This is a genomic window from Variovorax paradoxus, assembly GCF_030815855.1.
GTDB classification, from domain to species: Bacteria; Pseudomonadota; Gammaproteobacteria; order Burkholderiales; family Burkholderiaceae_C; genus Variovorax; species Variovorax paradoxus_M.
Genome location: NZ_JAUSXG010000001.1, coordinates 1,180,794 through 1,198,825, shown reverse-complemented (window position 1 = coordinate 1,198,825; position 18,032 = coordinate 1,180,794). Strand labels below are relative to the sequence as shown.

At 66.1% G+C, this 18,032-nt stretch carries 18 protein-coding genes and 1 pseudogene; 11 read left to right on the top strand and 8 right to left on the bottom strand.

Annotated features, from left to right (window positions below):
* The first annotated feature begins 76 nt into the window (after window positions 1-76).
* From QFZ42_RS05635 to QFZ42_RS05590, 10 genes are all read left to right on the top strand, one after another.
* Window positions 77-1,195, top strand: coding sequence for an ABC transporter ATP-binding protein (locus tag QFZ42_RS05635; protein WP_307700011.1), 1,119 nt, complete (start codon window positions 77-79; stop codon window positions 1,193-1,195).
* 79 nt (window positions 1,196-1,274) lie between these two features.
* Window positions 1,275-2,543: an ABC transporter substrate-binding protein gene (locus tag QFZ42_RS05630; RefSeq protein WP_307700010.1), complete on the top strand. Its 1,269-nt coding sequence runs from the start codon at window positions 1,275-1,277 to the stop codon at window positions 2,541-2,543.
* Between the two features lie 4 nt (window positions 2,544-2,547).
* Window positions 2,548-3,465 carry an ABC transporter permease gene (locus QFZ42_RS05625; RefSeq protein WP_307700009.1) on the top strand — a complete coding sequence of 306 codons (918 nt, stop codon included), beginning with the start codon at window positions 2,548-2,550 and terminating at the stop codon, window positions 3,463-3,465.
* Window positions 3,466-3,789: 324 nt separating this feature from the next.
* Window positions 3,790-4,680: an ABC transporter permease gene (locus tag QFZ42_RS05620; RefSeq protein WP_307700008.1), complete on the top strand. Its 891-nt coding sequence runs from the start codon at window positions 3,790-3,792 to the stop codon at window positions 4,678-4,680.
* Between the two features lie 107 nt (window positions 4,681-4,787).
* Window positions 4,788-5,918 carry a sterol desaturase family protein gene (locus QFZ42_RS05615; RefSeq protein ID WP_307700007.1) on the top strand — a complete coding sequence of 377 codons (1,131 nt, stop codon included), beginning with the start codon at window positions 4,788-4,790 and terminating at the stop codon, window positions 5,916-5,918.
* A complete protein-coding gene (locus tag QFZ42_RS05610) occupies window positions 5,915-6,709 on the top strand; it encodes a YaeF family permuted papain-like enzyme (RefSeq protein WP_307700006.1) in 795 nt (264 codons plus the stop codon). The genes QFZ42_RS05615 and QFZ42_RS05610 overlap by 4 nt, the downstream gene beginning before the upstream one ends.
* 5 nt (window positions 6,710-6,714) lie before the next feature.
* A complete protein-coding gene (locus QFZ42_RS05605) occupies window positions 6,715-7,947 on the top strand; it encodes an NAD(P)/FAD-dependent oxidoreductase (protein WP_373423308.1) in 1,233 nt (410 codons plus the stop codon).
* Window positions 7,948-8,057: 110 nt separating this feature from the next.
* Complete coding sequence (gene rpsU / locus QFZ42_RS05600; RefSeq protein ID WP_007833691.1) at window positions 8,058-8,270, top strand: 30S ribosomal protein S21; 213 nt, start codon at window positions 8,058-8,060, stop codon at window positions 8,268-8,270.
* Between the two features lie 113 nt (window positions 8,271-8,383).
* Window positions 8,384-8,833 carry a GatB/YqeY domain-containing protein gene (locus tag QFZ42_RS05595; protein WP_307700005.1) on the top strand — a complete coding sequence of 150 codons (450 nt, stop codon included), beginning with the start codon at window positions 8,384-8,386 and terminating at the stop codon, window positions 8,831-8,833.
* Window positions 8,833-9,300, top strand: a complete 468-nt coding sequence (locus tag QFZ42_RS05590) for an NUDIX domain-containing protein (protein ID WP_307700004.1) — start codon at window positions 8,833-8,835, stop codon at window positions 9,298-9,300. The genes QFZ42_RS05595 and QFZ42_RS05590 overlap by 1 nt, the downstream gene beginning before the upstream one ends.
* Before the next feature lie 25 nt (window positions 9,301-9,325).
* Here the strand turns inward: QFZ42_RS05590 and QFZ42_RS05585 are convergent, their stop codons facing one another.
* Window positions 9,326-10,081: a sulfite exporter TauE/SafE family protein gene (locus tag QFZ42_RS05585; RefSeq protein WP_307704175.1), complete on the bottom strand. Its 756-nt coding sequence runs from the start codon at window positions 10,079-10,081 to the stop codon at window positions 9,326-9,328.
* A gap of 102 nt (window positions 10,082-10,183) precedes the next feature.
* On the opposite strand from QFZ42_RS05585, the pseudogene QFZ42_RS05580 reads away from it, so the two are divergent.
* Window positions 10,184-11,090, top strand: a pseudogene (locus QFZ42_RS05580) (LysR family transcriptional regulator).
* A gap of 12 nt (window positions 11,091-11,102) precedes the next feature.
* Here the strand turns inward: QFZ42_RS05580 and QFZ42_RS05575 are convergent.
* From QFZ42_RS05575 to QFZ42_RS05545, 7 genes are all read right to left on the bottom strand, one after another.
* Window positions 11,103-12,146 carry an NAD(P)-dependent alcohol dehydrogenase gene (locus tag QFZ42_RS05575; protein ID WP_307700003.1) on the bottom strand — a complete coding sequence of 348 codons (1,044 nt, stop codon included), beginning with the start codon at window positions 12,144-12,146 and terminating at the stop codon, window positions 11,103-11,105.
* 38 nt (window positions 12,147-12,184) lie between these two features.
* On the bottom strand, window positions 12,185-13,324 hold the full coding sequence (locus QFZ42_RS05570; RefSeq protein WP_307700002.1) for an ABC transporter ATP-binding protein: 1,140 nt from the start codon (window positions 13,322-13,324) through the stop codon (window positions 12,185-12,187).
* Window positions 13,321-14,163, bottom strand: coding sequence for a carbohydrate ABC transporter permease (locus QFZ42_RS05565; protein ID WP_307700001.1), 843 nt, complete (start codon window positions 14,161-14,163; stop codon window positions 13,321-13,323). The genes QFZ42_RS05570 and QFZ42_RS05565 overlap by 4 nt, the downstream gene beginning before the upstream one ends.
* Window positions 14,160-15,038 (bottom strand): carbohydrate ABC transporter permease, encoded by an 879-nt coding sequence (locus QFZ42_RS05560; RefSeq protein ID WP_307700000.1) that lies wholly within the window; start codon window positions 15,036-15,038, stop codon window positions 14,160-14,162. The genes QFZ42_RS05565 and QFZ42_RS05560 overlap by 4 nt, the downstream gene beginning before the upstream one ends.
* Window positions 15,035-16,312 carry an ABC transporter substrate-binding protein gene (locus tag QFZ42_RS05555; RefSeq protein ID WP_307699999.1) on the bottom strand — a complete coding sequence of 426 codons (1,278 nt, stop codon included), beginning with the start codon at window positions 16,310-16,312 and terminating at the stop codon, window positions 15,035-15,037. Before QFZ42_RS05555 ends, QFZ42_RS05560 begins: the two co-directional genes overlap by 4 nt.
* Window positions 16,313-16,524: 212 nt before the next feature.
* Window positions 16,525-17,067, bottom strand: coding sequence for a nucleoside 2-deoxyribosyltransferase (locus QFZ42_RS05550; protein ID WP_307699998.1), 543 nt, complete (start codon window positions 17,065-17,067; stop codon window positions 16,525-16,527).
* Window positions 17,068-17,079: 12 nt separating this feature from the next.
* Complete coding sequence (locus QFZ42_RS05545) at window positions 17,080-18,030, bottom strand: AraC family transcriptional regulator (RefSeq protein WP_307699997.1); 951 nt, start codon at window positions 18,028-18,030, stop codon at window positions 17,080-17,082.
* Window positions 18,031-18,032: the final 2 nt, after the last annotated feature.

Genomic DNA, 18,032 nt, shown 5'->3' with positions numbered 1-18,032 from the left:
CCCATGTGGCATGGAGCGTGCTTAACGCCAGCATGCTCGTTTTCCGATCGTTTTCCGCGCCCCGCGCCCCCGGCCAATGACCGCCGTCGCCGCGCCCCCGCCCGCCGCTGTCGAGATCGTTGCGCTGAGCAAGCGCTACGCCGCGGGCACGCCCGCCGCCGTCGACCAGATCGACCTGCGCATTGCCAGCGGCAGCTACTGCTGCCTGCTGGGTCCCTCGGGCTGCGGCAAGAGCACCACGCTGCGCATGATTGCGGGCCACGAGTCGGTCACCAGTGGCGACATCCTGCTGGACAACCGCAACATCACGAACCTGCCCGCGGCCGCGCGCGGCACCGCGATGATGTTCCAGAGCTTCGCGCTGTTTCCGCACCTGTCGGCGACGGACAACGTGGCCTTCAGCCTCAAGATGAAAGGCGTCGGCAAGGCCGAACGCCAGAAGCGCGCACGCGACCTGCTGGAGCGCGTGGCGATGGGCCACCTGGCCGAACGCAAGCCCGGTGAACTTTCCGGCGGCCAGCAGCAGCGTGTGGCGCTGGCGCGCGCGCTCATTACCGAGCCGCGCGTGCTGCTGCTCGACGAGCCGCTGTCGGCGCTCGATCCGTTCCTGCGCATTCAGATGCGCGCCGAGTTGCGGCGCTGGCAGAAGGAACTGGGGCTGACTTTCGTTCACGTGACGCATTCGCAGGAAGAAGCCATGGCGCTGGCCGACACCATGGTGGTGATGAACCACGGCGTGATCGAACAGGTCGGCTCGCCGCACCAGGTCTACAACCGCCCTGCAAACGAATTCGTGGCGCGCTTCATGGGCGGCCACAACGTGTTCGACACGCCGGCCGGCCCGATTGCGGTGCGCAACGACCACATGCGGATCATCCCGTCGTCGGGCACCGGCGCCCCCGGTGGCCTGGCCGCGACGGTGACCGACGTCGAATACCAGGGCACCTACGTGTTGCTCGGCCTCGCGCTGCAAGACGCCGCGCCGAACCGCGGCAACGTCTCGGTGCTGCTCGGTGAAGCCGCCTTTCTTGCGATCCCCCATGCGCCGGGCGATGCAGTGCGCCTCGCCTGGGCCGAAGCCGACGCGCGTGCTCTCGGCCCGGGTGCCAAACCGCCGGCTGCGCGGGAACCGGCGCCGGTCCACGAAGGCGCCGTGCGCGACGACATGGCCGCGCTCGCCAGCATGCCGCTGTGAGCGCGCGGCGATTCACGCATTGCCCGCCTTCCTTTTTCTTCCGCGTTCCCTTCCCTGTTTTTTCAACGGAGACTCTTCCATGACCGACCCCATCGACTCGTCCGCCGGCCTCCAGCGTCGCACCCTGCTGCAAGGCACCGCCGGCATTCTGGCCACGGGCATCGCGCCCTTCGTACATGCGCAGGAAAAGATCGTGCTGCGCTACCTGGGAACCGCGGTGAACCAGGACAAGGCCATTGCCGAGAAGTTCAAGGCCGACACCGGCATCGAGATCCAGTACGTGGCCGTGACCACCGACGACGTGACCAAGCGCGCCGTGACCGCGCCCAACAGCTTCGACCTGATCGACACCGAATTCTTTTCGCTCAAGAAGATCGTGCCCACGGGCAACCTGAAAGGCATCGACACCAGGAAGATCAAGAACGCCGACAAGATCACCACGCTTTTCACCAAGGGCGAAGTCGCCGGCAAGGCGGTGGGCGACCAGGGCACCGCGCCCAAGAAGGTGATCTATCTCGAAGGCGAGAAGTCGAAGAAGTTCGCGGCCGAGCCGACGCAGTTCATGTCGCTCATTCCGACGGTCTACAACGCCGACACGCTGGGCATTCGCCCCGACCTCATCAAACGGCCCATCGGTTCGTGGGCCGAGCTGCTGAACCCCGAGTTCAAGGGCAAGGCCGCGATCCTGAACATTCCTTCGATCGGCATCATGGACGCCGCAATGGTGGTGGAGGCCAAGGGCATCCACAAGTACAAGGACAAGGGCAACATGACCAAGGCCGAGATCGACCTGACGATCAAGACCCTGATCGAAGCGAAAAAGGCCGGACAGTTCCGCGCGCTGTGGAAGGACTTCAACGAGTCGGTCAACCTGATGGCCTCGGGCGAGGTGGTGATCCAGTCGATGTGGTCGCCGGCCGTCACGGCCGTGCGCACCAAGGGCATTGCCTGCAACTTCCAGCCGCTCAAGGAAGGCTACCGCGCCTGGGCGGCCGGCTTCGGCCTGCCGGCCACGCTGTCGGGCAAGAAGCTCGATGGCGCCTATGAATTCATCAACTGGTTCCTCGACGGCTGGGCCGGCGCGTACCTCAACCGCCAGGGCTACTACAGCGCGGTGCTCGACACCGCCAAGGCCAAGATGGAAGCCTACGAATGGGCCTACTGGATGGAAGGCAAGGCCGCCTCGCAAGACATCAAGGGCCCGAACGGCGACCTGCTGGCCAAGGCCGGCGCGGTGCGCGACGGTGGCAGCTACGAACAGCGCATGGGCGGCATCGCCTGCTGGAACGCCGTGATGGACGAGAACGAATACATGGTCCGCAAGTGGAACGAGTTCGTCGCCGCTTGACCCTGTGAGCGCTCCGACCGCCAGCGCGCACGCGCCCAGCCCGTCCGTCCATGCCGTGAAGGCATGGTGGCAGGCGGCGCCGTTTGCGCTGGTTTTCTTGCTGTTCTTCTTGATTCCACTGGCGCTGATCGCGATGGTCAGCCTGTGGAATTTCAACGAGTACGAGTTGATTCCGGCGGTGACGCTGCGCAACTACGCGAGCCTGTTCGAGGGCTGCTCGCAGCTCACCGACAACGGCGACCTGTGCGTCACGCTCAACACCTACCTGAGCACTTTCAAGTTCTGCCTGCTGGTGTGGGGCATCACCCTGCTCGTCGGTTTTTCGGTGGCGTATTTTCTCGCGTTCCACGTGCGTTCATCGACGATGCAGACGGTGCTGTTCGTGCTGTGCACGGTGCCGTTCTGGACCTCGAACGTGATCCGCATGATCTCGTGGGTGCCGCTGCTGGGGCGCAACGGTTTGGCCAATCAGGGGTTGATGGGCCTGGGCGTCGTGAGCCAGCCCGTCGAGTGGCTGCTGTTCTCCGACTTTTCAGTGGTGCTCGCTTTTGTGCACCTCTACACGATGTTCATGATCGTTCCGATCTTCAACAGCATGATGCGCATCGACCGCTCGCTGCTCGAAGCCGCGAGCGACGCGGGCGCCTCGGGCTGGCAGACGCTGTGGAACGTCGTGGTGCCGCTGTCGCGCACCGGCATCCTGATCGGTTCGATCTTTGTCATCACCATTGTGATGGGCGACTTCGTGACCATCGGCGTGATGGGAGGCCAGCAGATCGCATCGATCGGCAAGATCATCCAGGTGCAGACCTCGTACCTGCAATTTCCGCTGGCCGCGGCCAACGCGATGATTCTGTTGGCGGTGGTGCTGATGATCATCTGGGGACTCACTCGGCTTGTCGATATACGCAAAGAACTCTGAGATGAAGCCTTGCTTTGTCGTCCGTCGCGTTGATGGGTCTGAACGCGGCTGTTCGTGGCGCGCTCCCGGCGACGGGGTACCTTGCTCCGCGAATGTCCCCCGCCCTTCGGGCTCCTCCTTTATTTCGCTGCGCAAGGCACCCCATCGCCGGGAGCGTTATTCAGAGCAGTCGTTGGTCGAGCGGAACAAGCGCAGCGCCCGGTGTGCACAGGGCATCGGGTGCTCCCCGCAGCGAAATCAAGGAGGAGGCCGCAGGCCGGGGGACATTCGCGGAGGGGAGTACCCGGTGGCCTGTGCACGCGCCCCGAAAGAAAGACAACACAAATGAGCCAACGCATAGGAGAACAGAGAAGCCCAGGCTTCTGGCCATTGGCAATCGTGTTCACCCTCTTCGTGCTGTTCCTCTACGGCCCGATGATCACGATCTTCATCCTGAGCTTCCAGGGCCCTGAAGGCGGCCTCACCTTTCCGCTGCGCGGCGTCTCGCTGCACTGGTTCCACAAGCTGGCCGAGGGCCTGGGCACCGTCGACATCGGCGCGGCCTTCAGGCGCTCGCTGGCGCTGGGCGCGGTGGTGATGGGCTTCACCGTGGTGCTGTCGGTGCTGGCCGGCCTCGCGTTCCGCAAGAAGCTCGCGGGAAGCAACGCGCTCTTTTTCGTCACCGTGGCGAGCCTCATCATGCCGTCGATCATCATTTCGCTCGGCATCGGCCTGCAGTTCAGGCTCATCGACACCGGCCTCAAGAGCGTGCTGACGGCGATGGACGCCACCACGCTCCTCGAAGGCTACGGCACCGCCCTCGGCCTGTTCAGCTCCGCGCTCGGCGCGCACCTGACGTGGACCCTGCCCTTCGGGCTGCTCATCATGTTCGCGGTATTCAACCGCTTCAACCCGGCCTACGAGGAAGCCGCGCGCGACCTCGGCGCCACGCCGTGGCAGACCTTCCGGCACGTGGTGCTGCCGCTGATCGGCCCGTCGATCGTCGGCATCGGAATGTTCGGCTTCACGCTGTCATGGGACGAAATTGCCCGCACCTCGCAAGCCATCGGCGACGTCAACACCTTGCCGCTCGAACTGCAGGGCTTGACCTCGACGGTCACCACGCCGTCGATCTATGCACTGGGGACGGTGACCACCGTCGTGTCGCTGCTCGTGATGGCCGTGGCAGTGGGAACGGCGGCGCTGCTGCGTCGGCGTGCCGTCCGGCCGCGCTGACCCCGAAGACCGGCGCCGCGTCTAGACCTTTTGGCGGACGTGGGCGTTTTCCTACAGCCGCCTAAAATCGCGCTCCAACAAAAGCGTAAACAACGAGAGAGGCGGGAATGCTCGACATCGACAAACTCAACGAATTCACCCAGAACCATGGCGAGCTGCAGCGCGGCCGCGGCTTGGTCACAGGAACCATCGCCCTGAGCCTGGGCATCCTGTGCTTCCTGGGCGTGCTGGCATTCCACTTTCCGCAGTACCTCACGACGCCCGAGTTGCGCCGAAGCTACAACGTCGATGTGATGCGCTTCATTCTGCTGGCGGCCATGGTCGTCTCGGGCGGAATGGCGCTGGTGAACATCATCTTCAACCGCTCGCGCTGGCTCTCTTCGGCCGCCTTCCTGCTGGTGGCCGCGGCCGCGCTGCTGGGCGGGCATAAGGTGCCGGTGAACGACTTTGCCGACAACACGCCCTATATCGGCCTGGACTGGTTCATTCTCGACCTGCTGGGCTCCTCGCTGATCTTCATCTTCATCGAGAAGCTGTTCGCGCTGCGCAAGGACCAGCCGGTGTTCCGCGCCGAGTGGCAGACCGACTTCCACCATTTCGTGGTGAACCACATGATCGTGGGCTTCGTGCTGCTGGCCACCAACCTGATGGTGCACAAGTTCTTCGGCTGGGCCGCCAACGACGGCATTCGCGGCTGGGTGGGCAACCTGCCGTTCTGGGCCGGGCTGCTGCTGATCATCCTGGTGGCCGACCTGGTCCAGTACTGGACCCACCGCGCCTACCACGAGGTGCCGGTGCTCTGGCGGCTGCATGCGGTGCACCACAGCGTGAAAAGCATGGACTGGATGGCGGGCTCGCGCCAGCACATCCTCGAACTGCTGATCACGCGCACGCTGGTGCTCGCGCCGATCTACGTGTTCGGCTTTTCGAAAGAAGTGATCGACGCCTACATCGTGGTGGTGGGTTTCCAGGCGGTGTTCAACCACTGCAACGTGAGCGTGCGGCTCGGCCCGCTGCGCTACATCATCGTCACGCCCAACTTCCACCACTGGCACCACAGCCAGGACGTGGAGGCGCTCGACAAGAACTATTCGGCGCATTACGCCTTCCTTGACTACCTCTTCGGCACCGCGGTGAAAAGCACCAAGCTCTGGCCCGAGAAATACGGCGTGCTCGGCGACTACGTGCCCAACGGCTTCTTCAAGCAGTTGAAATTTCCGTTCATCTGGAAGGGATGATGAACCGTTATCTCAATGCGGCGGCGGCAGTGGCTGCCGCCGCGGCTGCGCTGCTGCTTCTGTCGGGCTGCGCCACCCGCGTCGATCTGCCGACCAAGGACACGGGCTTGCGCCTGCGGGTGCAAAGCTCGGTCATCGCGCCGGGCAACGGCGGCGAGCTCATCGCGGCCGATGCGCTGCAGCCGGGGGACATCCTGCTGACGTCCATCGCCACGGTCAATTCCTTCGGCATCCGGCTGGGCACCTTCTCGCCGGTGAGCCACGCGGTGCTGTACCTGGGCGATGGCCTGATCGCCGAAGCCGTGGGCACCGGCGTGCGCGCACGGCCGTTGGCCGACGTGGTGGACGAAGAACAGATGGTCGTGGCCTTTCGCGTGCCCGGGCTCGACGCCGCGGGTGTCGAAAAGCTCCGTGCCTGGGCCAATTCGCAGGTCGGCACCCGCTACAACACCACCGGGGTGCTGCTGAACGCGCCTTTCGTGCTGAACCGGCGCCTGTGCGAGCTGCCGCTGATTCCTTCGGCCGTGAGCCACTACTGCATCAGCGGCATGGCCATGGTGCAGCTGGGCGCGAGCCGCGACGACCAGTTCTTCTGCTCGCAATTTGTGCTCGAGGCCTACCGCCGGGCCGGCCTGCCGATCACCGACGCCGATCCGCGCTGGGTCAGCCCGGCCGACCTGCTGCACATGCGCGAGGGCGACGTGCCCTCCATTGCCGCCACGCAGCCGCTGCGCTACATCGGGCACCTGAAGTACAACGCACCGCCGCTGCTTGCCGCGGACGGCCCCTGATCGCCTTGGGTACGTCCGCTCATTTCGACGCCGTGGTGGTCGGCGCTGGTGCCGCGGGCCTGTTCTGCGCGGCGCTTGCCGGGCAGCGCGGCCTCAAGGTGCTGCTGGTCGACCACAGCGCGAAGGTCGGCGAGAAAATCCGCATCTCGGGCGGCGGCCGCGCCAACTTCACCAACCGCGACCTCGACGTGCGCGCACCGCAGCGCCACTTCATCGGCGACAACCCGAATTTCTGCCGCTCGGCGCTCTCGCGCTATGCGCCGCAGCAGTTCATCGAGCTGGTGCAGAAGCACGGCATCGCCTTTCACGAGAAGCACAAGGGGCAGCTGTTCTGCGACGGCTCCTCCCAGCAGATCGTCGACATGCTGCTGGCCGAGTGCGATGTAGGCAACGTCACGCGCTGGCAGCCTTGCAAGCTCGGAAAGATCGTGTTTTCGGCACCGGAAGCCGGTGCGGCGGACTCCGGCAGCTACCGAATCGATAGCAGCAAAGGCCTGATCGAAACGCCCAAGCTGGTGGTTGCCACCGGCGGCCTGTCGATTCCGCAGATCGGCGCGAGCGATTTCGGCTACCGGCTGGCCGAGCAGTTCGGCCTGCGCGTGGTCACGCCCCGCCCGGCGCTGGTGCCGCTGACTTTCGGCGGCGAGGCCTGGGCGCCCTATGCGGAACTGGCCGGCCTGGCGCTGCCGGTGCGCATCGAGACCGGGGCCAGGAAGGAAAAAATGGCCTTCCTCGAAGACCTGCTGTTCACCCATCGCGGCCTCTCGGGCCCGGCCGTGCTGCAGATTTCGAGCTACTGGAAGCCCGGATCGCCGTTGACGCTCGACTTTGCACCGGGCGTGGACGTGGCCGAAGCGCTGGGCGAAGCCAAGCTGCGCTCGAAGAAGCGCATCGCCAACGAACTGGCCGCGCTGGTGCCCTCCAGGCTGGCAGACGCCTGGGTGGGCCAGGATCCCGCCCTGCAGCGCCCCGTCAACGAGGCCGCCGACAAGGCCCTCGCCGCGCTGGCCGAGCGCGTCGCCCGCTGGCAGATCACCCCCAGCGGCACCGAGGGCTACAAGAAGGCCGAAGTCACTGCCGGCGGGGTCGACACCCGGGATTTGTCCTCCCAAACGATGGAATCGAAGCAGCCGGGCCTGTATTTCATCGGCGAAGTGGTCGATGTGACGGGTTGGTTGGGTGGATACAACTTTCAATGGGCCTGGGCGAGCGCCCATGCGTGCGCAACCGCGCTATAATCGCGGGCTAACTTTGGCCTTCCCTCAACGGCCGCAAAAATTTTTCAGTTGAGGAACCCCGGCTTGGGGCCTCGATCTCCCCGAGCCAACTTCAGTTCAACGATTCATCAATGACCACCATCCGCGTTAAAGAAAACGAGCCTTTCGACGTCGCCCTGCGCCGCTTCAAGCGCACCATCGAAAAGCTCGGCCTGCTGACCGACCTGCGCGCCCGCGAGTTCTACGAAAAGCCGACCGCCGAGCGCAAGCGCAAGAAGGCAGCCGCCGTCAAGCGCCACTACAAGCGCGTGCGCAGCATGCAGCTGCCCAAGAAGCTGTACTAAGCAACACCCGGGTCCGGCCGTCGGCGAAAGTCGCGGTCAGCGCCCCGTTGCCTCAGCCGCGCCAGGGAAACCTGCCGCGGCTTTTGTTTTTTCCCGAACCAGGAGCCCCGAGCATGAGCCTCAAGGAACAGATCACCGAAGACATGAAGACCGCGATGCGCGCCAAGGACTCGGAGCGCCTCGGCACCATTCGCCTGCTGCTGGCCGCACTGAAGCAGAAGGAAGTCGACGAGCGCGTGGAGCTCGACGACGCCATGGTCGTCGCCATCGTCGACAAGATGGTCAAGCAGCGCAAGGACTCGATCGCCGCGTTCACGACCGGCGGGCGCACCGACCTGGCGGACAAGGAAAGTGCCGAGATCAAGGTGCTCGAGGTGTACCTGCCGCAACGCATGAGCGCCGACGAAGTGGCTACCGAAGTGAAGGCCATCGTGGCCGAGCTGGGCGCCAAGGGCCCTGGCGACATGGGCAAGGTGATGGGCGCCGTCAAGACGCGCCTCGCGGGCAAGGCCGACATGGGCCAGGTGAGCGCGGCGGTCAAGGCGGCCCTCGCGGGCGCCTGATGAACGACGGCGGCTGCGCCACCACCGTGCTGAAGGCCTGCGCCTGCCTGGTCGACGCACGGGGCCGGCTGTTGGTGTTCCGCCATCCCGGCGACGGCAACATGCAGCTGCCCAAGGGCACCATCGAGCCCGGCGAATCGCCCGAGGCGGCGGTGCGCCGCGAACTGCTCGAAGAGTCGGGCATCGACCATGTCGGCGAACTGCAGTCGCTCGGCACGCTGGCGCGCGAGTGCGAGGCCGGCACGGAAGGCAACACGCTGCGCCATCCGCAGCTGTGGCACCTGTTCCTGATGCGCGCCGAAGGGCCGCTGCCCGAAACCTTCGACCACGTGGCCATGGGCAGCCCCGAGGAAGACGGCCTGGTATTCTCTTTCAGCTGGCTGGCACCGGGCGACGACGTCGAGAACTTCAGCCTGCCCTATCGGCAAGCCATCGAACGCGTTCGCGAGGCCCTGCTCGAAACCTGAGGCCCTGCCGCGGTTCAGGAGTGGCTCACGCCAGCGCGCGAGCCACCATGTAAAGCCCCAGCAGCGCCAGCCCGGCCAGAAAGCAGCGCCGGAACACCGCCACGGGCAGCCGCTTTCGCAGCCACGTCCCCAGCGCCATGCCGCCAAGCGCGGGCGCCAGCATCGCGATGGAGCCGCCGAACGCCGACACCGGATACTCCCCGTTGCCCGCCAGCCCGATGGCGAGCACCACGGTCGACGTGGTGAATGAAATGCCCATCGCCTGGATGAGCGCGTCACGCTGGAACCCCAGAGCCTGCATATAAGGCACGGCCGGCACCACGAACACGCCCGTCACCGCCGTGACCACGCCTGTCGCCGCGCCTGCGACAGGGCCGAGCCAGCGCTCACGCTCCGCCGGCACATGCAGCTGCCGGCCCGTGAGCCCCCAGAGCGCATAAGCCATCAGCGCCACTCCGAGCGCCACCGATGCCCATGCGCCCCCAGGCACACCGAGCCACAACGCGCCGCCCAAGGTGCCGAGCGCGATGCCGGCCTGCATGCCGCCGATGCGGCGCATCACCGGGCCGAAAGTCGCGCGTGGCCCGGCCTGCCAGAGGTTGGTGACCAGCGACGGCACGATCAGCAAGGCAGCCGCCTGCGCCGGCGGCATCCGGAGCGCGAGCAACGCCATCGCCACCGTCGGCAGGCCGAGCCCGATCACACCCTTGATCGCGCCGGCCAGCAGAAACACAGCAGCGGCAGCGGTCCAGTGGCAGACCAGTTGGTTCGATATTTCCATCGGTGCCCAGTCTGCCGGCCAGCCCTGCGCCTGCAAATGCGGCATTGGCGCAGCCGGCCTCAGGCACAGACTGAGGCTGGCGTGCTACCTTGCGGGCTCATCATGCGATTCGATCTCACCGACCTTCGGCTCTTCCTCCACGTGGTGGAGGCCGGCAGCCTCACCGCCGGCGCACAGCGTTCGCACATGACGCTGGCTTCAGCGAGCCAGCGCGTGCGCGGCATGGAAGACGCGCTCGGCAGCCCGCTGCTCACGCGGCACGCGCAGGGCGTGCGCCCCACCGAGGCGGGCCGCACGCTGCTGCACCATGCGCGCGTCGTGCTGCAGCAGATGGAGCGCATGCGCGGCGAGCTCGGCGAGTACGGCCAAGGCCTCAAGGGCCATGTGCGCTTCATGTGCGGCACCTCGGCGCTGAACGAGCACCTGCCCGAGGTGCTGAGCCGCTTTCTCGCGCAGCATCCGCGCATTTCGGTCGACCTCGAGGAACGGCCGAGCCCGGATTCCGTCGAGGCGCTGCGCGCGGGCCTGTGCGACATCGGCATCGTCTCCGACGCGGTCGGCACCGAAGGCCTCGAATGCCACCCCTTCCGCCGCGACGACCTCGTGCTCGTAATGCCGCGCGGCCACGCGCTGGCCGGGCGCCGGCGCGTGCAGCTGGCCGACGTGGCCGACAGCGAATTCGTCGGCCTGACAGAGGACAGTGCGCTGCAGCGGCTGGTGACGCAGCATGCCCGCGCCATGGGGCAAGCAGCTGGCCTACCGCGTGCGCGTGCGCAACTTCGAGGCGGTGTGCGGCATGGTCGAGCACGGCATCGGCGTGGGCATCGTGCCGCAGACCGCCGCCGTACGCTGCGCCCGCTCGATGAAGATCGCGCGCGCCGGCCTGAGCGATGCATGGGCCGAGCGCACGCTGATGGCCTGCGTGCGTTCGTCGGACGATCTGCCGCTCAACGCGCGGCGAATGCTCGAGCACCTGCTGGCGCTGCCTGAAAAGGCTGCGGCGAAGTAACCGGGCCGTCCCTCAGGCGGGCGCCGGAAACTCGATCTGGATCTTCACGTCGGTCGCATTCCCCGCCGCCGCTTCCTCGAAGGCCTTGATGCCATCCTCGAATGCGAAGGTGCGCGAGATGAACGGTTTCACGTTCACCTGCCCCGAGGCGATCAGCGCCAGCGCCCGCGGAAAGATGTTGGCGTAGCGAAACACGGATTCGATGCGCACTTCCTTCGCCTGGATCGCGACGATGTCGAAGGCCACCTTGGCGGGCGGAATGCCGACCAGCACCAGGCACCCGCCGGGGCACAGCAGGTCGAAGATGCCATCGAAGGCCCGCGTGCTGCCGCTGGCTTCGAACACCACGTTGGCGCCCCATCCGTCGGTGAGCTTCTTCACGGTCTCGGCAAGGTCGGTGTCGCGCACGTTGACCGTGGTCACCGCGGGGTTGCCGGCAAACAGCGCCAGCTTCTCGGGCACGAGGTCCGCGAGGATCACGCGCGCCGCACCGCCCGCGAGGGCAGCCAGCGCCGTCATCGCGCCGATGGTGCCGGCGCCGATGACGACCGCCACGTCACCCGGCTTGAGCGCAGCTTTTTTCGCGGCCTGCAGGCCGATGGCCAGCGGCTCGACGATGGCGCCCTCGCCGAAGCTCACGTTGTCGGGCATGCGGAAGGTAAAGGCGGCCGGGTGCACCACGAACGGCGTCAGGCAGCCGTGGATCGGCGGCGTGGCCCAGAAGCGCACGGCAGGGTCGAGGTTGTAGATGCCTTCGCGCGTTGCGCGCGAATCCATCTGCGGAATGCCCGGCTCCATGCACACGCGGTCGCCGGGCTTCAGGTGAGTGACTTCAGCACCCACTTCGGCCACCACGCCGGAAGCTTCATGGCCGAGGATCATCGGCTCGTCGACCGTGTAGGGGCCGATGCCGCCATGCTGGTAGTAGTGAACGTCGCTGCCGCAAACGCCCACGGTGTGCATGCGGATCTTCACGTCGCGAGGCCCCACGTGAAGGGGAACCTCGACGTCGCGCAGCGTGAGTTCGTGCGCCTTTTCCAGGACAAGTGCTCTCATTTGGATCTTTCGGCTTGAAGGCGTGTGTATTTCAGGGTTCAGTGCAGCGGGGTGTCGCCGCGCAGCAGCGAGGCACCGGTCTCGATGTCGAACAGATGCACCTGCAGCGGGTCGGCCGCGAAGCTCACGCGCTCGTGCAGCCGCGGTCCTTGCGCCGATGGCATCAGCGCGCAGATTTCGGCGCCGTCTTCACCGAAGCTCACCAGCACTTCGTTCCCGAGGTACTCGATGAGCTGGACCTCGCCGGAGAAGCAGCCATGGCGCCCGCTGTTCGTGTCGAGCTGCAGGTGCGCGGGGCGCAGGCCCAGCGTCACGCGCTCGCGGCCTTCGAGCGCAAAGCGGCGCGCGTCCACATGCACGCTGCCGCCGCGCCCGCTCAGCTCGCAATGCCCGCCGAGATGCTTGACCGACATTTCCATCAGGTTCATCGGCGGCGTCCCGATGAAGCCGGCCACGAAGGCCGAACGCGGACGCTCGAAAATCTCCTTGGGCGTGCCGACCTGCTCGATGCGCCCGTCGCGCAGCAGCACGATGCGGTCGGCCAGCGTCATGGCCTCGTGCTGGTCGTGCGTCACGTACACGGTGGTGGTCTTCAGTGCCTGGTGCAGCTTCGCGATCTCGATGCGCATGTGGTTGCGCAGCTTGGCATCGAGATTCGACAGCGGCTCGTCGAACAGGAAGACCTTGGGCGTCTTGATCATCGCGCGCGCAATGGCCACGCGCTGCTGCTGGCCGCCCGAGAGCTCGGCGGGTTTGCGCTGCAGGTAGCGCTCCAGGCCGAGCGTGTCCGACACCTCCTTGATGCGGCTGTCGATCTCGGCCTTGGGCACCTTCAGGCGCTTGAGGCCGAAGGCGATGTTGTCGCGCACCGTCATGTGCGGATAGAGCGCGTAGTTCTGGAACACCATGGCAATGCCGCGCTCCTGCGGCGGAAGGTCGTTGACGCGCCGGCCGCCGATCAGCAGGTCGCCGCCGCTGATGTCTTCCAGCCCCGCCAGCATGCGCAGGATGGTCGACTTGCCGCAGCCCGAAGGCCCGAGGAACACGACGAACTCGTTGTCCTGCACCTCGAGGTCGAACTGGTGCACGACCTGCGTGCCGCCGTAGCGCTTGACGATGTTGTTGCAGCTGATCGCGGACATGGCCTGCTTTCGAATGGAATGGGGAACCGCGCTCATGCGGCATCTCCCTTGCGTTTGAACGCGGCGTTGAGAAAGCCGCTGAGCACGCCGACCATCAGCAGCGGCGGCACCGACAGCAGGATGACCGAGGCGTTCAAGATGCCCCACGGCACGTCGCGCCCGAGCTGGCTGAGCTCCGAGGCGACGATGGGCAGCGTCTTGGCGTCCGAGGTGGTGAGCATCAGCGCGATGAGGAACTCGTTCCACACCAGGACGAAGCCGAAGGCGATGGCACCGATCAGCGAGCGCGCCGCAATCGGCAGCGACACGCGGAAGAAGATGGCGTAGGGCCCGTAGCCATCGACCCTGCCGGCCTCTTCCACCTCCTTGGGCACGGCCTTGAAAGCCGGAATGGCCAGCCAGATCACGGTCGAGAGCGTGAGCAGCGTGTAGGTCACGATGAGCGCCACGCGGGTGTCGTACAGCTCCAGCTGCAGCCAGATCACCATCAGCGGTATGGCCACCGCCACCGGCGGCAGGAAACGCATCGACAGCACGAAGAACTGGATGTCGTCGGCCCAGCGCAGCGGATAGCGCGCCAGCGCATACGCGGCCGGCAGCCCCAGCACCGCGCCGATAACGACGGCCGAGCCGACCACCACCAGCGAGTTGACCAACCCGCTGGCCACGGAATCGCGGCCGAGCACGTAGAGGTAGTTCTCGAGCGTCGGCGTGAAGACGAACTTCGGCACTGCCGAGACGATGTCCACCCGGTTCTTGAACGAGTTGAGAAAGGTCCAGAGCACCGGCACCAGCGCGGAGAGCCCGGCGCCGATCAGCACCAGCCGCGCGAACAGCGTGCCGAAGGAAAACGGCTTCTTTTTGCCGGCGGTCATGAGGGTCGCGTCCATTTCCAGATGTAGGTGAACGCCACCGTGGAGGCGACCATCATCAGCACCGCCATGCTCGACGCATACGAGATGCGGCCCGACTCGATGAAGCCCTGCGAGAAGGCGTACATGTCCAGCGTCTCGGTCGAGATGCCGGGCCCGCCGCGCGTCATCACGTAGATCAGGTCGAAGGCGCGCAGCGACTCGACCATCTTCACGAAGGTCAGGCTGATGAGGGGCGCCTTGAGCATCGGCAGCGCCACGTAGGCATAGACCTCCCAGGTCTTGGCGTGGTCCATGCGCGCGGCTTCGAAGGGTTGCGGCGGCAGCGTCTCGAGCAGCTTGAGCACGATGACGGCGAAAAACAGCCCCCACTGCCACACGTCCACGAAAGCCACCGTCAGCAGGGCCGTCACCGGACTCGCGAGCAGGTCCAGAGGCTCGCCCGTGATGGCCTTGTAGGGCCAGGTCAGCAGGCCGAACAGCGGATGGAAGGCAAACTTCCAGACGAAGGCGGCCGATACGCGCGGCAGCAGCACCGGCACGATGAAGAGCATCGAGAGCAGGTTGCGCCAGCGCGGCGTCGTGCACTGGAAGAGCAGCACGCCCAGCAGCACCGCGAGGCCCATGGTCGCGCTGACGGTCAGCACCTCCCAGGTCAGCGAGACGCCCACCGAGTTCAGAAAGCGCCGGTCGGAAAAAAGCTGGACATAGTTCGAGAACCACACCCAGCTCGAATCGGTCTGGCCCAGCTCACGGTCCTGCAGCGAGATGACGATCGCGAACAGCGTCGGCACCAGCGCCAGCACGGCCAGCACCAGCAGCCCCGGCCCGATGAAGACGGCCGGCAGCCTGGTCTTGTTGCTCCTTGTTCTCTTCACTTCTTGCGTCGTGCGATCAATTGCTTGGCGTAGGCGTCGAGTTCATCGAGCCCGCCCTTGATGTCGGTGCGCGAACCGGTGATCAACTCTTCGAGGATGATTCCCCAGCGGTCGCCCAGGTCGGGCCAGGCCGCGTCCTGCCAGAAGTTCACTGCGGTGAGCTTGCCGGTGTCGGCCAGCGCCTTGCCCAGGTCGGCGCCGTAGCGCCTGGCGAACTCGGGGCTGCCGAGCACGCTGGTGCGGTTGAGTTCGCCGAACTGGCCTTCCGCAAGGCGGCGCTGCTCGTTCTTCTTGGACGTGGCCCAGGCGATGAACAGGCCCGCGCACTTCTTCGCCTCTTCGGTCTTGTTGGCCTTGGTGCCGATCGCCAGCCCGTGGCCGTAGCCGCCGCCGGTCAGCGGCGAAGGCGGCGGCAGGTAGGCGACCTTGCCGATGACGGTGGACATCTTCGGGTCGAGCGCGTTGCCCGCGAGCGGCGTCGATTCGATCAGCATCGCGACCTTGCCCGCCAGGAACGCGCCGGTGGCCTCGTCCCATCCGCCGGTCTTGGTGCCGGGCGCCGAGTACTTGAACAGGTCGAGATAAGTCTGCGTGGCCTTCACCGCCGCGGGCGAGTTGAACACCGGCTTTTCGCCGTCGAACCACTGACCGCCGTTGCCGCGGAAGAACGGCATCCAGCGCCACACGTTGGCACCCGAGCCGCGCTGGCCGCGCAGGGCCACGCCGTAGATGCCGTTGGCAGGGTCGTTGAGCTTCTTGGCGGCGGCCACGAACTCCTCGAGCGTGGTCGGTGGCTTGATGCCGGCCTTCTCGAGGAGGTCCTTGCGGTAGACCAGCAGGTCGCCGCCGCCGGTAAGCGGTGCGAACCAGGCTTCGCCGGCGAAGGTTGCGACCTTCTGGCGGCCGGGATCGAAGTCCGCGTAGTCGTAATCGGCCGGGTAGTACTTGGCCAGCGGCGCGATCCACTTCGACTGCGCGAACAGCGGCACGTTGGCCTCGTCGACGTAGTACACGTTGTACTTGCCGACCGTCGAGGCGTCGGCGCGCGTCTTGGTGCGGCGGTCGTTCTCGTTGAGGTTGTCGATGCTGAAAGACGCGCCGCTCAGGCCCTTGAACTCGTCCTTGTACTTTTCAAGCAAGGTCAGCCCGTCACGCGGCTGGGACAGCACGCGCACGTCCTCCTTGCAGACCTGGGCCTGCGCCTGGCCCCAGGTGGCCAGCGCTGCCAGCAGCATGGCGCCGGCCGTGACTCGGCGTGTGGTTCGAATCGACATCGTTCGTCTCCTAGTGGCTTGTTGTGAATTGCCGGCGAACTGCCGGCGAGTGGACGGCAGAAGCAGGAGGGACGAAGCGTATGCAGCCGATGCCCGGCGCCGCGTACACGCAGACCGGTCGACTGATATTTTTATGACCAGCCGGCTTGGGGTTTTGCCGGGGGTCGGGGTGCATCTCGCGAAGCGAGATGGCGGCGGCTCAGGGCCGAAGCTCAGCCCCGAAGAACAGCGAGCAGTTCCGCCATCTTCCGCAGCGCCGCTTCCGGCGTCGGCTCGATGTGGATCGAACAGGCCATCATCAGGTTCAGCGGCTGGCCGAAGTCCTCGACGGCAATGCCGCTGCCGTCTTCGCGCAGCACGCCGGCCGCATCGAGCACGCAGGGCAATGCAGACTTCGCGCGGTCCGCGTAGCTGCCTTCCGGCACACCGTAGGCCACGACCGGAATCTGCAACGCCACGGCCGCCCCAACCTCGAACACCGTCCCCGAATCGGGCTCCAAGCCGCGAAAGCACGCAAGGTTGGCCACCACGCCATCGGCACCGCGAAGGCGCTGCATGTTGGCTTCGTAGATTCGTTTTTCCGGCGCTTGCGCACTCAGCTCCTCGTTGCCATCGGCCGGCAGCAAGGCCGCAAGCCCCAGCGCGTCGCAAGCCGCCGCAAGCCGAACGAAGTGGTCCCTGGCGTCGGGACGAAAGACGTCCGGGCCCGCGAGGTAGATGCGCCGACGTGCGAGGAGGTCAAGGTTCTGGTTCATGGATAAAGCATGTCAAGCCGCGGCGGCAACCGGCGTGTTCTGCGCGGTGCGCAGCCCGAACCGGTCCTGCGCCTGGTGCCGGTAGGCCGAAGGCGTCATGCCCTTGAGCTGCAGGAAGCGGCGGTTGAAGTTCGCGAGGTTCGAAAAGCCCACCTCGTAGCAGATGTCGCTCACCAGCCGGTCGGACACCTGCAGCATCTCGCAGGCTTTCGAGATGCGAAGGCGGGTGACGAAGTCGGTGAACGTGCTGCCCATGTGCTTGTGAAAGTAGCGCGAAAAACTGCTCTCGGCCATGTTGGCGACAGCGCACACGGCCGGCAGCGAGAGCTCCTCGGTCAGGTGCTGGTCGAGGTAGTCGAGCACGCGGCGGATGCGTGAGTTCGCGCTCGGGTCTTCGCCCAGCGGCCCGGCCGCGCTCGAGATCTGGCGGCAGTCCTCCCAGCTCGCGAGTTCGTGCAGCAGGCCGATGAATTCCGACAGCCGGGCCAGGCCCTCCTGCCCCTGGACGCGCGCAAAGCGCTCCCGCACCCGGTCCCCGATGCCGAAGAACTCGACACCGAGCCTGGCGCGGTCGAGCATCGGCAGCACAGCCTCCAACTCGGGGAACAGACCGACGCCCTTGCGCAGCGGCTCGTCGCGGAAGTGGATCACCATGCTGCGGTCGGCAATGCCCTCGGGGGGCACGTCGTCGGAAATCCAGGTGTGCGGCAGGCGCCCGCCCACGAGCGCGACGTAGCCGGGCTCGAAGCGGCCGATGTGGTTTCCGACATACGCGTCGCCGCTGCTGCGGTTGATGATCTGCAGCTCGTATTCGTCGTGGTAGTGCCAGCAGTCGAACGGCCAGGGCACGCCGTGCTGCAGGCAGCGCACGGAGCTGCCGCCCGCGGGCTCGAATCCGAGCCGCGGATCGCGCATCAGTTCATGTTCGAGTTCCGGCTTTCGCGCGGTGTGGTGTCTGCTCATGG

What these genes read in the sequence shown, in the direction of transcription:
- QFZ42_RS05620 (WP_307700008.1), top strand. Translation starts at nt 3,790, where the DNA reads ATGAGCCAACGCATAGGAGAACAGAGAAGCCCAGGCTTCTGGCCATTG.
- QFZ42_RS05555 (WP_307699999.1), bottom strand. Translation starts at nt 16,312, where the DNA reads ATGTCGATTCGAACCACACGCCGAGTCACGGCCGGCGCCATGCTGCTG.
- QFZ42_RS05570 (WP_307700002.1), bottom strand. Translation starts at nt 13,324, where the DNA reads ATGAGCGCGGTTCCCCATTCCATTCGAAAGCAGGCCATGTCCGCGATC.
- QFZ42_RS05635 (WP_307700011.1), top strand. Translation starts at nt 77, where the DNA reads ATGACCGCCGTCGCCGCGCCCCCGCCCGCCGCTGTCGAGATCGTTGCG.
- QFZ42_RS05630 (WP_307700010.1), top strand. Translation starts at nt 1,275, where the DNA reads ATGACCGACCCCATCGACTCGTCCGCCGGCCTCCAGCGTCGCACCCTG.
- QFZ42_RS05565 (WP_307700001.1), bottom strand. Translation starts at nt 14,163, where the DNA reads ATGACCGCCGGCAAAAAGAAGCCGTTTTCCTTCGGCACGCTGTTCGCG.
- QFZ42_RS05615 (WP_307700007.1), top strand. Translation starts at nt 4,788, where the DNA reads ATGCTCGACATCGACAAACTCAACGAATTCACCCAGAACCATGGCGAG.
- QFZ42_RS05550 (WP_307699998.1), bottom strand. Translation starts at nt 17,067, where the DNA reads ATGAACCAGAACCTTGACCTCCTCGCACGTCGGCGCATCTACCTCGCG.
- QFZ42_RS05590 (WP_307700004.1), top strand. Translation starts at nt 8,833, where the DNA reads ATGAACGACGGCGGCTGCGCCACCACCGTGCTGAAGGCCTGCGCCTGC.
- QFZ42_RS05575 (WP_307700003.1), bottom strand. Translation starts at nt 12,146, where the DNA reads ATGAGAGCACTTGTCCTGGAAAAGGCGCACGAACTCACGCTGCGCGAC.
- QFZ42_RS05545 (WP_307699997.1), bottom strand. Translation starts at nt 18,030, where the DNA reads ATGAGCAGACACCACACCGCGCGAAAGCCGGAACTCGAACATGAACTG.
- QFZ42_RS05585 (WP_307704175.1), bottom strand. Translation starts at nt 10,081, where the DNA reads ATGGAAATATCGAACCAACTGGTCTGCCACTGGACCGCTGCCGCTGCT.
- QFZ42_RS05610 (WP_307700006.1), top strand. Translation starts at nt 5,915, where the DNA reads ATGATGAACCGTTATCTCAATGCGGCGGCGGCAGTGGCTGCCGCCGCG.
- rpsU (WP_007833691.1), top strand. Translation starts at nt 8,058, where the DNA reads ATGACCACCATCCGCGTTAAAGAAAACGAGCCTTTCGACGTCGCCCTG.
- QFZ42_RS05595 (WP_307700005.1), top strand. Translation starts at nt 8,384, where the DNA reads ATGAGCCTCAAGGAACAGATCACCGAAGACATGAAGACCGCGATGCGC.